Annotated in this window: 14 protein-coding genes; 9 read left to right on the top strand and 5 right to left on the bottom strand. The window is 71.4% G+C overall.

All coding sequences use genetic code 11. The features are described 5' to 3' along the window. Positions 1-46 precede the first annotated feature (46 nt). The 3 genes from FGW37_RS29110 (at position 47) to FGW37_RS29100 (ending at position 3,005) form a co-directional block, all read left to right on the top strand. A complete protein-coding gene (locus FGW37_RS29110) occupies positions 47-472 on the top strand; it encodes a hypothetical protein (protein ID WP_218650608.1) in 426 nt (141 codons plus the stop codon). After that, positions 469-2,478 (top strand): caspase family protein, encoded by a 2,010-nt coding sequence (locus FGW37_RS29105; RefSeq protein WP_179083796.1) that lies wholly within the window; start codon positions 469-471, stop codon positions 2,476-2,478. The genes FGW37_RS29110 and FGW37_RS29105 overlap by 4 nt, the downstream gene beginning before the upstream one ends. Positions 2,479-2,552: 74 nt before the next feature. After that, a complete protein-coding gene (locus tag FGW37_RS29100; RefSeq protein ID WP_179083795.1) occupies positions 2,553-3,005 on the top strand; it encodes a PPOX class F420-dependent oxidoreductase in 453 nt (150 codons plus the stop codon). Between the two features lie 41 nt (positions 3,006-3,046). Here the strand turns inward: FGW37_RS29100 and FGW37_RS29095 are convergent, their stop codons facing one another. Next, positions 3,047-3,529, bottom strand: a complete 483-nt coding sequence (locus FGW37_RS29095) for a MarR family winged helix-turn-helix transcriptional regulator (RefSeq protein WP_179083794.1) — start codon at positions 3,527-3,529, stop codon at positions 3,047-3,049. A 118-nt stretch (positions 3,530-3,647) separates the two neighbouring features. On the opposite strand from FGW37_RS29095, the gene FGW37_RS29090 reads away from it, so the two are divergent. The 3 genes from FGW37_RS29090 (at position 3,648) to FGW37_RS29080 (ending at position 6,521) form a co-directional block, all read left to right on the top strand. After that, a complete protein-coding gene (locus FGW37_RS29090; protein ID WP_179083793.1) occupies positions 3,648-4,058 on the top strand; it encodes an organic hydroperoxide resistance protein in 411 nt (136 codons plus the stop codon). Positions 4,059-4,717: 659 nt separating this feature from the next. Next, positions 4,718-5,056, top strand: a complete 339-nt coding sequence (locus FGW37_RS34255) for a cytochrome P450 (protein WP_425506612.1) — start codon at positions 4,718-4,720, stop codon at positions 5,054-5,056. Positions 5,057-5,156: 100 nt separating this feature from the next. After that, entirely contained in the window at positions 5,157-6,521 is a 1,365-nt protein-coding gene (locus FGW37_RS29080) for a phosphatase PAP2 family protein (protein WP_425506668.1), read from the top strand. Here FGW37_RS29080 and FGW37_RS29075 read toward each other — a convergent pair. Together FGW37_RS29075 and FGW37_RS29070 are read right to left on the bottom strand one after the other, a co-directional pair. Further along, complete coding sequence (locus FGW37_RS29075) at positions 6,458-7,171, bottom strand: response regulator transcription factor (RefSeq protein WP_179083790.1); 714 nt, start codon at positions 7,169-7,171, stop codon at positions 6,458-6,460. The two genes, FGW37_RS29080 and FGW37_RS29075, sit on opposite strands and share 64 nt — an antisense overlap. A 14-nt stretch (positions 7,172-7,185) precedes the next feature. After that, positions 7,186-8,451 (bottom strand): sensor histidine kinase, encoded by a 1,266-nt coding sequence (locus FGW37_RS29070; protein ID WP_246430615.1) that lies wholly within the window; start codon positions 8,449-8,451, stop codon positions 7,186-7,188. 156 nt (positions 8,452-8,607) lie between these two features. Here FGW37_RS29070 and FGW37_RS29065 point away from each other — a divergent pair, with 156 nt between their 5' ends. Both FGW37_RS29065 and FGW37_RS29060 read left to right on the top strand, forming a co-directional pair. Next, positions 8,608-9,498, top strand: coding sequence for a CPBP family intramembrane glutamic endopeptidase (locus FGW37_RS29065; protein ID WP_179083788.1), 891 nt, complete (start codon positions 8,608-8,610; stop codon positions 9,496-9,498). Positions 9,499-9,594: 96 nt separating this feature from the next. Continuing rightward, entirely contained in the window at positions 9,595-10,536 is a 942-nt protein-coding gene (locus tag FGW37_RS29060) for an amidohydrolase family protein (protein ID WP_179083787.1), read from the top strand. On the opposite strand, the gene FGW37_RS29055 is transcribed toward FGW37_RS29060, so the two are convergent. Further along, positions 10,526-11,566 carry a cation diffusion facilitator family transporter gene (locus tag FGW37_RS29055; RefSeq protein ID WP_179083786.1) on the bottom strand — a complete coding sequence of 347 codons (1,041 nt, stop codon included), beginning with the start codon at positions 11,564-11,566 and terminating at the stop codon, positions 10,526-10,528. The two genes, FGW37_RS29060 and FGW37_RS29055, sit on opposite strands and share 11 nt — an antisense overlap. Positions 11,567-11,679: 113 nt before the next feature. After that, positions 11,680-12,027 (bottom strand): hypothetical protein, encoded by a 348-nt coding sequence (locus FGW37_RS29050; protein WP_179083785.1) that lies wholly within the window; start codon positions 12,025-12,027, stop codon positions 11,680-11,682. Between the two features lie 13 nt (positions 12,028-12,040). Here FGW37_RS29050 and FGW37_RS29045 point away from each other — a divergent pair, with 13 nt between their 5' ends. Then, on the top strand, positions 12,041-13,504 hold the full coding sequence (locus FGW37_RS29045) for a B12-binding domain-containing radical SAM protein (RefSeq protein WP_179083784.1): 1,464 nt from the start codon (positions 12,041-12,043) through the stop codon (positions 13,502-13,504). Positions 13,505-13,561: the final 57 nt, after the last annotated feature.

The following is a 13,561-nucleotide window of genomic DNA, read 5'->3' as shown; positions in this document are numbered from 1 at the left end:
GCGGTGAGCGCGAGGAAGCGTGACTGGGCGCGAAGGGGCGAATACGGTGGAAAACCGACTGCAAATCCTCCTGTCCGAGGAGGGGACGGAAGCCGAGCACGTCGAGCAGCTGACCGGCTACCTCCGCCGGGAGCTGCTCCAGCTCGACGTGGACGATGTGACGTCCCTCCCGGCCGGCGCAGAGGTGCCGCCGGGCGCGCGGGCGGTGGACGTCGCCCAGGTGGGAGCCCTGCTGGTGACCTTGGGAACGTCCGCCACGGCGCTGCGCGAGGTCGTCGGCGCCGTACGGGAGTGGTGGGGCCGCTGCCGGGATTCCCGGCCGTCGATGCGGCTGACCCTCGGCGACGACGTCCTGGAGATCTCCGAGGCGACACCCGAGCAGGTCACCGAGGCCTTCGACCTCTTCGTCCGGCGCCACTCCCCCGGTGCGGCGCCGTCCGGAGAAGCGTCGCGCGGCGAGGTGCCGCCATGACGGAGTCCCGGTACGCGCTGATCATCGCCAACGACAGCTACCAGGACCAAGGCCTCGGACAGCTGATGTCGCCGGCGCAGGACGCAGAGGCGCTGGCGGGCGTCCTGGGCGATCCGCGGATCGGCGGGTTCGACGTCCGGATCGTGCGGAACGAGCCCTCGCACGCGATCACCATGCGACTCGACGACTTCTTCGCCGACCGGCGGCCGGGCGACACCCTCGTGGTCCACTTCTCCTGCCACGGGCTCAAGAGCGAGTCCGGCGAACTGTACTTCGCGGCCAGCAACACACTGCCCAGGCGCCTGGCCTCCACCGCCGTGCCGGCCGACTTCGTACGCCGCTGCATGTCCTGTACCCGTGCCCGCAGCATCGCCCTCTTCCTGGACTGCTGCTACGGCGGCGCCTTCCCCCAGGGCGCGGTGGCCCGCGCCGCAGGCGACGTCAACGTCCTGGAGTCCTTCGCAGGTGAGAAGCTCGGCGGCGGGCGCGGCTGGGCCGTCATCACCGCCTCCAACTCCATGGAGTACGCCTTCGAGGGTTCCGAGCTCACGCAGACGGCCGGCCCGCGGCCCTCGGTGTTCACCAGCGCGATCGTCTCCGGCCTCGCCACCGGAGAGGCCGACCTGGACGAGGACGGCCGGATCTCCCTCGACGAGCTGTACGAGTACGTCTTCGACCGCGTACGGCAGGAGAACCCGAACCAGACCCCCAGCCGCAGCGTCGACCTGCAGGGAGACCTCTACCTGGCGCGCAGCCACCGGCGGCGGATCGCCCCCTCCCCCGTGCCGGACGACCTGCGCGCCGCGATGCAGAGCCCCGACATCTACACCCGCCGCGGAGCCATCGCCGAGCTGCGGGCCCGCATGGAGAACGCCGACCTGTCCGTCGCCGTGGGAGCCCGCGAGGCCCTGGCGGAGATGGCGCGCAAGGACATCCGGGCCGTGGCCGACGAAGCGGGCCGCGCCCTGAGCGAGGTGAGCGTCAACCCGTACCCGACCCGGCTGGACTTCGGCCCGGTGCCGCAGGGCGCGCCGCCGCCGCATCAGCAGGTACGGCTCCTCGGGCCGCCGCTGGCCCGCAGTTGCGCCGCGCACCCCAAGGCGGACTGGCTACGTGCCGCGGAGACCTCCGACGGGCTCGACATCAGCGTCGACACCTCCGCAGGGCCGGGACATCTCAGCGGTGACATCGTGCTGAAAGGCACCGTCGGGGAAGGGCTGGTCCACGTGGAGGCGGAGGTGCTGCCGGCGGCCGGGGGGCGGGCGCCGGTGTCCCCGGAGAGCCCGACGGCGGCGATACCGGCGGCGGGCAGGCCACCACCCGCCCGCACGCGCCCGCCGGTCCCGCCACCGCCTGCGGCCCACCGGCCGGTGCCGACGCGCACTCCGGTCGCACAGACGCCGGGCAGGCAGGAACCGGGCAAGCAGGAACCGGTTCACAAACCAAGCACGCACAAACCGAGCACGCCCGCGCCCACCCGCAAGCCGCCCCCTACGGCCAGGCCCCCGGCAGCACCCGCTGCACGCCCCGCCCCACGGGCAACACAGCGGCCCACACAGCGGCCCACGCAGCGCCCCACCCCACAAGCGGCCCACGCACCACCACCGCCCTCGCACCGCCCCCAACGCGCGCCCGCCCTGGCGGCCGTCTCCCTGGGTTTGTCCGTCGCCTCGCTGATCACGCTCGTCCTGGCCGCGATTGCGGCGATCCAGGCGGTGGAGGCGCGGGTGTACGACCCGAGGACGACCCTTGAAGACGAGGCCGTCCGTACGGGATTGACGGGGCCGCTCACCGTCTCCCTGGTCACGGCAATACTGGCGCTGGTCGTCGTAGCGATCGCCCGGAACAGCCTCGGCTCGTCGGCAGCGTCGGAGACGAACTACGCGGAAGGCCCGGCCCACGCCACGAGAGTCCTCACGCGGACGGCCAAAATCATCGCCGTCCCGGCCCTGATCCTGACCGTACTGATCCTCCTCGTCTACCTCGTCGCGAGGGGCTACGCGTGAGCCGGTACCACAGCTGAGCTTGCAGGCGAGCCACAGGAAGCATCACCTGCCTCACGCCGGGGCACTACCACCCCATGGTCGCGATACCGAACGACATCCGCACGAGGATCGAAGCGCCGCACATCTGGTACGTCGCCACGGTCAACTCTGACGGCTCGCCGCACGTGAGCCCCATGTGGCTGGGGATCGAAGGAGACCTGCTGCTGTTCAACACGTCCATCGGGCGGATCAAGGAACGCAACCTCCGCCGCGAGCCGCGCGTGTGCCTCTCCCACGCGGACCCGGCGGACCCCTACGACCGCGTACAGATCCGCGGCCGCGCCGTCCGCTTCGTGGAGGGCCCGGAAGCGGGCCGCAACATGGACCGGCTGGCGCGTCGTTACGTGGGCACCGAGCGATTCGAGTGGGGCGTCCCGGGCGAACAGCGCGTCGTCGTCCTGATCGAGCCGTCCCGCATTCAGCGCGTGAAGGGCGTCGAGCCTTTGCCACCCGGGGCACCGGGAGCAGACAGCGCCCCAGCGCGGTGATGGCGTAGGCCCCATCGCCCCCCGTCACCGCCCCCGCCCCGCTACCGGCCCCCGCCCTGCGCCGCATCGAGGTTCCCGGTGAGCCGTTCCAGCAGCGCCCGCAGGGTGAGGGCCTCCTCGAGCGACAGCCCCGTCGCGGTGACGATCCGGCGGGGCACGGGCAGCGCGTGCTCGCGCAGTGCTTCGCCCGCCTCCGTGAGCCGGACCACGACCGAGCGCTCGTCCTCCGCACTGCGCTCGCGCGCCACCAGGCCGGCCGCCTCCAGCCGCTTGAGCAGCGGGGAGAGCGTGCCGGAGTCGAGCCGCAGCCGTTCGCCGATGGCCTTGACGGGCTGGGCGTCGGGCTCCTCCCAGAGGACGAGCATGGCCAGGTACTGCGGATAGGTCAGGCCGAGATCTTTGAGTGCGTCGCGGTAGACGCTTCCGAAGGCCCGCGCCGCGGCGTTCAGCGAGAAGCAGATCTGGTGATCGAGGCGGAGCAGCTCCGCGTCGTCCGGGAGGGGGAAGGGCAGCGGGGTGGTCATGTCCCCAGGGTATCCGCACCGCTATTTAATTGCGCACAACTTAATCGTGTGCAACTATTACCTGTGTGCGGCGGCCGGGCCGGCCACCGCCCGCTCGAACCAATCGAAGGGACCTCCCATGGATGCGCTGTACACCGCCGTCGCCACCGCCAACGGCCGCGAAGGCCGTGCCGTGAGCTCGGACGGGCAGCTCGACCTCCCGCTGGCCATGCCGGCCCCGCTCGGCGGCAACGGCAACGGCACCAACCCCGAGCAGCTCTTCGCCGCCGGCTACGCGGCCTGCTTCGCCAGCGCCCTCGGCCTGGTCGGCCGCGAGGCGAAGGTCGACACCAAGGACGTCTCGGTCGCCGCCGAGGTCTCCATCGGCAAGGACGACTCCGGCTTCGGCCTGTCCGTCGTCCTCCGCGTCGAGCTCCCGGACAGCCTCGCCGGCGAGACGGGCACCCGCCTGGTCGAGCAGGCCCACCAGGTCTGCCCGTACTCCAAGGCCACCCGCGGCAACATCCCCGTCGAGCTCGTCATCGAGTAGTCGAGTAGTCGAGTAGCGGCGGGATCAGCGCTCCGCAGGCGTCACCGCAGGTGTCACCGGAAATCCCGGGCCCGCACCGGAGTGCGCAAGGTTTGTGTCGGGTAGCCGTGTCCGTGGCGCCACCAGGCACCTGCCGAAGGTGAAGGGGGCAAGGGTGGACGACGAGGCGCACGCCTACGACATCCCGGTCCAGGACTTCAAAGGCGATCCGCCGCCCCTGCCGGAAGGCCCCGTCTTTCGGATGCGCCTGCCCGGCGGCGACCTGGTCTGGGCCGTCACCGGATACGACGAGGTGCGTACGGCACTGCACCATCCCCTGCTGGCGCGCGATACCGGTGCGGCCGCCCCCGAGCTGGGCGCGGCCGGTCCGATGAGCCAGGGAGTCCTGCGTGACCGCACGCTCCTTCTCGACGGCCCCCCGCACGCCCAGTTGCGGCGCCTGGCGGCCAAACCGCTCACCGCCCGCCGGGTCGCCGCACTCCGCCCCCGCATCCAGGAGCTGACCGACGAGCTCCTCGACGCCCTCGAGGAGACGGGCCCGCCCGGGGACCTGGTGCCGGACCTGGCCTTCCCGCTCCCGATCGCCGTGATCTGCGAGCTGCTCGGCGTCCCGGCCCGGGACAGCGCCCGGTTCCGCCGCGAGCGCCCTCGCGGCGTCCTTGTGGCGGTTGTTGCACCATCCCGATCAGCTGCGGACGCTGTGCGCCGAGCCGGAACTGATCCCGAACGCCGTCCAGGAGCTGATCCGCTACCAGACACCTGCCCTGCTGTTCCGGGTCCTCGTGGCACGAGAGGACTTCCGGCTCGGCGGTACGCGGATCCGGCGCGGCGACAGCGTCATGCCGCTCACCTGGGCCGCCAACCGCGACCCCGCCCACTTCGAGGACCCCTGCGGCTCCCCTCCGCACCCTGCCCTGGCGCACGGACCGGCTCCCCGGGGGAGGGCTGCTGACGCTGCCCGTCCACTGGTAGCCCGCGATAACCGACCCTTTAGCTAAAGCCTACAAATCGGTTAACGATCGATACCTATAGTATCGCCGGGTGTTTTCGCGAATAAGCTGCAGAATTCCGTTCGCCGCGTGGCGTCAACCACGGGCGATCCTGTGGGCCACGGCGGGTGTGGTGACCCTCGGATTCCTCATCACGCTGGAGATCGCCGCGCGTCACTACACCGGCCAGCCGGGGCCGATGACCAACCAGGCGAGAGAGGTGATATTCGCCCCCAAACCGGGACCGCTTTACGGCGGTCTGGCGTTGATGATGGTGGTCCTCACCTGGCGGGAACGGTTCATCGCGGCCGGAGCCGCGATCGGCATCGACGCCGTCTTCGTGCTGGTTCGGTGGGCGGTCGACGCCGAGACGCTCGACGGCCATTTCTTCGGCAACGGCGCGTTGTGGGTGATGCTGGGCTATGCGGTCATCGCTGTCACGCGCCGCACCGGCCGCGAACGCGTCCTGCTGCTGAAGGCCGTCGGCCTGGGCCTGCTGCTGGTGGCCGGCCGCAAGACCGGCGACACCTGGCTGCTCATCACGGCGAAGACCCGCTCGGAGGTACTCGACCCGTACCTGGCCACCGCCGATCACGCGCTGGGCAACCCGTCGTGGCTGGCAGGCCGGATCCTCCAGGCCACCGGCCCGATCAGCACCCGTCTTCTCGACCTGGTCTACGCACAACTCGCGGTGGCCGCGGTCGTCGTCGCGCTGTACCAGCTGCGTAACGTGGCGGCCGAGCGCCGCTTCCCGAGCCATCACCTGGTGCGCACCTTTCTGGTGATCGGCCTCCTCGGGCCGGCCATCTACATGATCTTCCCCGTGGTCGGACCGATCTTCGCCTACGGCCCGGGCACCTCCGGCACCGGCGGCGTGCAATGGGCGGTGGCCGACCTCTGGCCGGACACCCTGCCGCCGATCAATACCCCGCACCCGGTGCCGTACGACGCGATCACCCCTCGCAACTGCATGCCCAGCCTCCACACGGCGTGGGCTACCGCGATCTTCATTCATTCCCGCAAGGGCCCGAGGATTCTGCGATTCGCAGGCGCGTTCTGGCTCATTGCCACGCTCAGCGCGACGCTGGGATTCGGCTACCACTACGGCGTGGATCTCGTCGCCGGCGTGGTGTTCGCGCTCACGATCGAGGCCGCGCTGCGCTCGCAGGAACGGGGCTGGGACCGGGCGGGACTCCAGCTGGTCGCCTACGGCGCAGCGGTCTTCGCTGCGCTCTTGATGTCCTATCGCTATCTGCCGATGGAGATGGCCGGGCATCCGTGGGTGTCCGGACCACTTCTCATTCTGGCGATGACCTCAGTGATCTACGGCTACGTACGGACCACCAAGCTGTGGGAACCGAAGGCCGCACCGGCGCGGCAACCGGAACTGCGACCGGCACCGCAATCCGATCAGAGGGAAGCCGTGACGCCCGCGGGGGTTCCCGCACCGGGGACGACGAACCCGTACTCGTAGGCGAGGATGACGGCCTGCGTGCGGTTCCGGGCGCCCAGCTTGGCCAGCAGGTTGCTCACGTGGGTCTTGACGGTCTCCAGGCTGACGACGAGGCGGCCGGCGATGTCCGGGTTGGACAGGCCCGTCGCCATGAGGCGGAGGATCTCGGCCTCGCGGCCCGTGAGCGCAGGGACGCCGCGCGCGGGGCGGGGCGGTGGCGCGGGCCGCGCTGCGACGAGTCTGCGGACGGCGTCGGGGAAGAGGACGGAGTCCGTCGTGGCGACCAGGCGTATGGCGTGGGCGATCTGCTCCGAGGACGCCCGCTTGAGGACGAAGCCGCTCGCACCGGCGCGCAGCGCGTCGTAGACGTACTCGTCGTTCTCGAAGGTGGTGATCACCACGACCTTGGGCGGCTCGGGGAGGGCGGCCTGCAGCCGGCGGGTCGCCTCGATCCCGTCGATCCCGGGCATGCGTACGTCCATCAGTACGACGTCGGGCCGGAGTTCGGTGGCGAGGGCCAGGGCCTGGGTGCCGTCGGCGGCCTCGCCGATCACGTCGAGGCCCGGCCGGGCGGACAGCAAGGTGCGCAGGCCGGTGCGGGTGAGTTCCTCGTCGTCGGCGACGAGGACGGTGACGGCGGCGGTGCCGGCAGCGGTCGTGGTCGTAGTCATGGTCGTAGTCATGGTCATGGCGTCGACCGTAGCGGGATGCGGACGGCGAGCAGCCAGCCGGTGCCGGAGGCGTCGGGGCCCACGGAGACCTCGCCGCGGAGCAGGTGTACGCGATCGGTGATGCCGGTGACGCCCTGTCCGCTCCTGCGGCGGCGGGCGTGCGCCCGGTGGGTCCGGTTGGCCACCTCCACCTCCAGCCACGCCGCCGTGGCCGCCACCCGCAGGCCGATGGGCGCGGACCGCCCGCCGTGGCGCAGCGCGTTGGTGAGGCCCTCCTGGACGATCCGGTACGCCTCCCGGGACACGGTCGCCGGTACGGCCGCCAGATCGCCGGTGATGTCGGTGTCGACCTCCGTCCCGGTCCGACGCACCCGGTCCACCAGCGCGTGCAGGTCGGTCAGCGAGAAAGGCGGCGAGGTCGAGGCCCGGCCCTCTCGGAGGATGCCGAGGACGTGGTCAAGGTCGTCCATGGCCGCGCGGGAGACCTCCTCCAGGCCGGTGAGGGCGTGGCGGGCGGCGGCGGGGTCGGTGTCCATAAGCTCTTTGGCCACCGCGGCCTGGATCGTGGAGGCGGTCAGGGTGTGGCCGATGGAGTCGTGCAGTTCCTGGGCGATCCTGTTCCGCTGCGCCAGCACGCGCACCTGCCCTTCGAGCGCGGCGAGCCGTTCGGCGGGAAGCGGACCGAGCAGCGGTGAAGCCAGCCGTCTGAAGAGGGCACTCGTGCCCTCGGCCACGCAGCAGGCGAGGACCGCGAGCAGGGCGGCGGCCGGCAGCGTCCACGCCCCTGCCCCGCCACCGGCCACGTCCACCGGTACGAGCAAGGTGATCCGGTCCCCGCCCCTGAGCCAGACGGCGGGCAGGGCGACGGCCGCCATCAGGAGCAGGCCGCAGGCGGCGGCGGTTGCCCCGCCCAGCAGTGCGTGCAGGGTCAGCCACGCTCCCGTACGCAGGCGGTGCGGCGGCCCGTCGGTGCCTGGTGCCGGAAGAGCCGTACCCAGCAGGCGGTTGGCGAGCCGGACGGACGCGGACCGGGCGAAGCGCGAACGGCCCGCGGCTGCGCACAGCGCCGCCCAGAGCACCAGGAGGAGAACCGCGCGGACGGGTTTCGGCAGGCCGGCCGTCGTCGCTGCGACCACCGGTACCGCCACCACGAACGGCAGCAGGCCGACGGCGACGCCGAGAAACGCATAAAGCCAGTTGGAGAACCGGCTGGAGAGCCGGCCGGAGAGCCGGACTTTGCAGGAATCCGCGGTGGAACGCGGCGGTATGAGCGTGCGCACGCCCCGGAGTATCGCACCGGCGTCTTGCCGGAACCTCCCCCGCAAGAGCCAGATACGGATTCCCCCGCTACCGGGATGTGCCGGCCGCCCCTGCCCGGCGAAGGTTGCCGGGCACTGCAGACGACATCGCAACATCAGGAAAGCGGGGATGCATTCATGGCATCGCAGGCGTTGCTGCCGGAAGCCGACAGGACGAGAAGGAAAGGGGTGGCGGCGTTCCTCGTCATCTGCTTCGGGGCCAGCTGGGCCTACGTCTTCACAGCCCGTTTCGTGTGCGGCCTGTCGCTGGTGAATCCGCTGGTGCAGCTGCCTTTCGGCCTCATGCCGGCCATAGCGGCGACCGTGGTGCGCCGCTGGGTCACCAGGGAAGGCTTCGCCGATTCCGGCCTGCGCCTGCGGCTGCGGAGTGCCTGGCCCTATTACCTCCTGGCCTGGCTCGGCCCCTTGGCGCTGACGGCCGCCACCATGGGGCTGGCGGCGGCACTGGGGTTGTGGACCCCGGACTTCACCCCGCTCCGGGAATTCGCCGGCGGCATGCCCGCGTGGGCATTCATCGTGGTGCTCATGCTCGTCCTGCCGCTCCTGACGCCGGTCTACGGCGGCGAGGAATTCGGCTGGACCAGCTACCTGCGCCCCCGCCTCTCCCCCGGCCGGTCCGCGAAGGCGACCGTCATCACGGGTCTCATCTGGGCGTCCTGGCACTACCCGCTGGCCTTCGTCGGCTACGTCGAATTCTCCGACGTCCTCATCGGTCTGCTGGCCTGGACGATTTCCTTCCAGTTCCAGGAGGCGCTCCTGGCCTGGCTGTACGTACGCAGCGGGAGCGTCTGGGTCGTCAGCCTCGCCCACGCCGGGAACAACATGGTCCTCTCCCTGATCTCGGGCATCCTGCTGTCCGAGGGCGCGGGCCTTGAGGCCACACCGGTCACCCTCCTGATGACCGCCCCGATGGCCGTCGTCTGTGCCGTGCTGGCCCTGCGGGGGAAGCGGCGCCCCCGCGAAGGCGGCATGCCGGGACCGGTCCCGCAGCCGGCCGTCAGAAGCTAGCGCGCCGCCCCTCACTCCCGATCGCCGTTCACGTGAAATGCGCCTACGGTGGTCGGGTGGGGCCGGGGGCTTCTTGGGTTTCATGAGAGGGCCGCCATGGCGATCGACATCCACGCGCACGCATGGACGGATGCCTACCTCGATCTGCTCCAGGGGTACGGCAAGAGCGACACCGCAACGCAGCGCGGCCTCGGTGCGGGCGTCTCGGACGCGGACATGGAGGCGCGCTTCGAGCTCATGGACGCGGCGGGCATCACGCTGCAGGTGTTGTCGGTCACGCCCCAGTCACCGCACTTCACCGACCGTGAACACGCTGTACGTGCCGCCCGTACGGCCAACGACCTCTACGCGGACGTGGTGCGGCGCTGGCCGGACCGGTTCCGGGCCTTCGCCGCGCTGCCGTTTCCGCATACGGACGCCGTGCTGGAGGAACTGGCGCGAGCGCTCGACGAGCTGAACATGGCAGGGGCGTGCACGACGACGTCGGTCCTGGGCCGCTCGGTGGCGGACCCGGCGTTCGAGCCGGTCTTCGCGGAACTGGACCGGCGCGGCAGCGTCCTGTACGTACACCCCGCGGGAACCGGAGCCGAGTCGCCGCTGATCGCCGGCCACCGTCTGACGTGGACGATCGGCGCCCCCGTCGAGGACACCGTCGCGGTGATGCACCTGATCCTGGCCGGCGTCCCCAGCCGCTACCCCCGGCTGAAGATCGTGATCTCGCACCTGGGTGGAGCGCTGCCCATGGTGCTGGCCCGGGCGGACGACCAGTACCTCTGGGAGGCGCCGGACATCGCGGAGAAGCCGAGCCTCGCGGCGCGCCGCATGTGGTACGACACGGTGGGACACGGACACGTGCCGGCGCTGTGGGCGGCCGTGGAGTCGCTGGGAGCCGACCGGCTGGTCCTGGGGACGGACTTCCCGTACCAGGCCGCCGAGCAGTTCCTGGCCGCCACCAGCTACGTCCGCTACTCGGGCCTGCCCGACGCCCAGGCGACCGCGATCCTCGACGAGAACGTCACCGAGCTGATCACGTTGTGAGCGGCCGCCACTCGCCGTGGTGGGCGAGCGGCGCGTGCGGGTCGCTGCCGACGGGGGTGTGGTCGGTGTGCACGGTCACGGCGGTCAGCCGGGGTATGGCGTGGATCAGGGCGTGTTCGGCGGCGACGGCCAGGCGGTGGGCCTGGACGACGGTCAGGTGCGGGTCGACGACGATGTCGGCCTCGGCGCGCAGGGAGTGCCCGACCCAGCGGATGCGCACCTGCCCGAGGCCGCGCACGCCGTCCACGCCGCGCAGGGCGTTCTCGGCGCTGTCGACGAGTTCCGGCTCGACGGAGTCCATCAGGCGTCGGCCGACCTCCCGGGCGGCGTCCTTGATGACGAGGAGGATCGCGGCGGTGATGAGCAGGCCCACGAGGGGGTCGGCGAGGCGCCAGCCCAGGGCGGCGCCGCCGGCGCCGAGGAGGACGGCCAAGGAGGTGAAGCCGTCGGTGCGGGCGTGCAGGCCGTCGGCGACCAGGGCTGCCGAGCCGATCCGCCGGCCGGTGCGGATGCGGTAGCGGGCCACGAACTCGTTGCCGATGAAGCCGGCCAGCGCGGCCACGGTCACGGCCCACAGGTGCGTGACGTCGCGGGGGTGCAGGAGCCGGTCGACGGCCTCGTACGCCGCGAGGGCGCACGAGGCTGCCATGGTCACGAGGACCGCGACGCCTGCGAGGTCCTCGGCGCGACCGTATCCGTAGGTGTAGCGGCGGTTGGCGGCCCGTCGTCCGAGCACGAACGCGATGCCCAGCGGTACGGCGGTCAGTGCGTCGGCGGCGTTGTGGAGAGTGTCGCCGAGCAGTGCCACCGACCCGGAGAGTGCGGTGATCACCGCTTGGACGACCGCCGTGGCCCCCAGGATCCCGAGGGACAGCCACAGCGTGCGCATGCCCTCCCGGGATGCCTCCATCGCTGCGTCGATCTTGTCCACGGCTTCATGGCGGTGCGGGGTGAGGAAGTGGCCGAGCCTGTGCCGCAACCCCTCCCCGTGCCCATGCCGGTGCCCGCGCCCGTGCCGGTTCCCGTCCATGGCACCCACGATGGCACGCTGATCCGATTGCGGCTACAACCGTCATACGTCCCGTGACCAGGTGCGACGGCTATGCAGGTGCGCTCAGCTCTGCGACGAGTGCCATGCCCGCATCACGTGGCCGGGCCATGGGGAAGCTCCGGACTCAGACCGGCTTCCCGGCTCCCCGGCTCCCCGGCTCCCCACAGCGCCGCCCCGGCCGTGGCCGCGCAGACCGCCACGCTGAGGGCTTCCACCAGGACGTAGTGCCCGACCGCGAGCAGCGGGGTGGCCACGAGCGTGGCGAACACGTTGGCGGCCAGGGCGCCGACGCGGGAGCGTCCCAGTAGGCGTGGATAGCTCGCGGCCGAGGCTCTGGCCCCCCAGAGCAACACCCCGGCGACGAAGGCGGGGTAGGACGGTGCGAGCACCCACAGGAGGAAGCAGCCGGCGCGCAGGACGGCGCCGAGAGCGAGCAGCATCCGGCGCGAGGCGATGTCCGCCCAGGCTCAGATCGACGTCGTGGTGCTCGGCGAGGCCGAGGCGACGGTCGGCCCGCTCGTCGCGGAGCTGGCGGGGGCCCGCCGCCTGGACCGGCTGCCGGGGATCGCCTTCCGGTGCGGCGAGGGGTTCTGCGGGTGTACGGAGCCGGGCCGCGCCCCGCACATCCGTCCGCGGACTCCGTTCGCCGCCGATCTCGACGCCCTTCCGCAGCCCGCCGCCGATCAGCTCGACTTCTCCCGCTACGACGGGACGACCACGCTCATCACCAGCCGCGGCTGCCCCTTCAGCTGTACGTTCTGCACCGTGCACGCCACCGTGGGCAAGGAGTTCCGGGCGCGGTCCCCAGAAAACGTCGTCGACGAAATCGAGCATTATGTCAACCGATATGGAGTGCACCGATTCCTTATCGAGGACGACAACTTCACCTTCGACATGGACCGGGTCCGTTCGATATGCCGGATCATCAGGGAGCGGCAGCTGGAGGTGAAACTGCGGCTGCCCAACGGGATCACCGTGCTGAAGCTCTCCGACGAACTCGTGGCGGACATGGTCGCCGCCGGTTTCGAGAGCCTTTTCTTCGGTCTGGAGACGACCGACGCCGCCCGGCTCCGCCGCATGCGCAAGGGGTTCACTTCGCTCCCCAAGGTGGCCGCCGGGGCTTCGCTCTTCCGGCGGCACGGTCTCGACGTCAACGGTTCGCTCATCGTCGGCCTCCCGGGCCAGACCCTCGCCGACATGGCCCAGGACTCCGTGAACTGCGCACTGGCCAGCGTACGGTTCTACACCAACCCCTTCTACCCGATCCCCGGTTCCGCGGACTACCGGACCTGCCTGGCGTCCGGACTCATCGACAGCCTCACCGAGCCCGCCCTCTTCGACCAGTTCAACTTCGCCTTCGGAAACGGTGAGGTGTCGCCCGAGGAGATGTACTGGGCATGGTCGGTCACCCAGGCCATGGCGCTGTGGCCGCGCTACTTCGAGGAAGGCAGCCTGCGCCGGGAGCGAGGCGGCGAAGTGCCGCTCGCCGAGGCGGCCGGCCGCCTGGCCGCCCACAGCCGGGCCCTGCTCGCCACGGGACGGCGGATGGACGTGCCCGCCCTCGTGCGCGACGCCCGCACCACGGCCGGGGGTGCCGCGCTGGTGCGTACGGACCCCGGGAGCTGTTTCTGCGCGACGCAGCGGGTGGTCGGGGACGGGCGCGCCGCCGCCGGCGCGCCCGAACTGTGCCTGTACTCCGGTGACGTGATCGCCGCCGCCCTGGCCGGGTACACCGGTGTGCCGCACGCCGCGGCCCAGCGCACCTCGGCCGCGGCGGGCGACGCCGAGGGCTGCACCTTCGAGGTGCGGCGCACGAACGCCGAACCGCTCGCGTCCATCACCACGGTGTTCCTCGACCGGCTGGACGCGACGCGGCGCGAGCCCGGCCAGGAGGTGGTGGGCGCGTCCGTTCCGTAGACCGGCCGCCGCCGGCAACGCAGCCCCGGCCTCCTGCATGCCCGCGAGGAAGGCCCC

The organism is Streptomyces rectiverticillatus (assembly GCF_013394065.1).
Lineage (GTDB): Bacteria > Actinomycetota > Actinomycetes > Streptomycetales > Streptomycetaceae > Streptomyces > Streptomyces rectiverticillatus.
The sequence above is the reverse complement of the archived record's forward strand: the minus strand, read 5'-3'. Positions and strand labels throughout refer to the sequence as shown.

Excerpts from the sequence above, each read along its gene's own strand:
- FGW37_RS29105 (WP_179083796.1), top strand. The coding sequence starts at position 469 with ATGACGGAGTCCCGGTACGCGCTGATCATCGCCAACGACAGCTACCAG.
- FGW37_RS29100 (WP_179083795.1), top strand. The coding sequence starts at position 2,553 with ATGGTCGCGATACCGAACGACATCCGCACGAGGATCGAAGCGCCGCAC.
- FGW37_RS29095 (WP_179083794.1), bottom strand. The coding sequence starts at position 3,529 with ATGACCACCCCGCTGCCCTTCCCCCTCCCGGACGACGCGGAGCTGCTC.
- FGW37_RS29090 (WP_179083793.1), top strand. The coding sequence starts at position 3,648 with ATGGATGCGCTGTACACCGCCGTCGCCACCGCCAACGGCCGCGAAGGC.
- FGW37_RS29075 (WP_179083790.1), bottom strand. The coding sequence starts at position 7,171 with ATGACTACGACCACGACCGCTGCCGGCACCGCCGCCGTCACCGTCCTC.
- FGW37_RS29065 (WP_179083788.1), top strand. The coding sequence starts at position 8,608 with ATGGCATCGCAGGCGTTGCTGCCGGAAGCCGACAGGACGAGAAGGAAA.
- FGW37_RS29060 (WP_179083787.1), top strand. The coding sequence starts at position 9,595 with ATGGCGATCGACATCCACGCGCACGCATGGACGGATGCCTACCTCGAT.
- FGW37_RS29055 (WP_179083786.1), bottom strand. The coding sequence starts at position 11,566 with ATGGACGGGAACCGGCACGGGCGCGGGCACCGGCATGGGCACGGGGAG.
- FGW37_RS29050 (WP_179083785.1), bottom strand. The coding sequence starts at position 12,027 with ATGCTGCTCGCTCTCGGCGCCGTCCTGCGCGCCGGCTGCTTCCTCCTG.
- FGW37_RS29045 (WP_179083784.1), top strand. The coding sequence starts at position 12,041 with ATGTCCGCCCAGGCTCAGATCGACGTCGTGGTGCTCGGCGAGGCCGAG.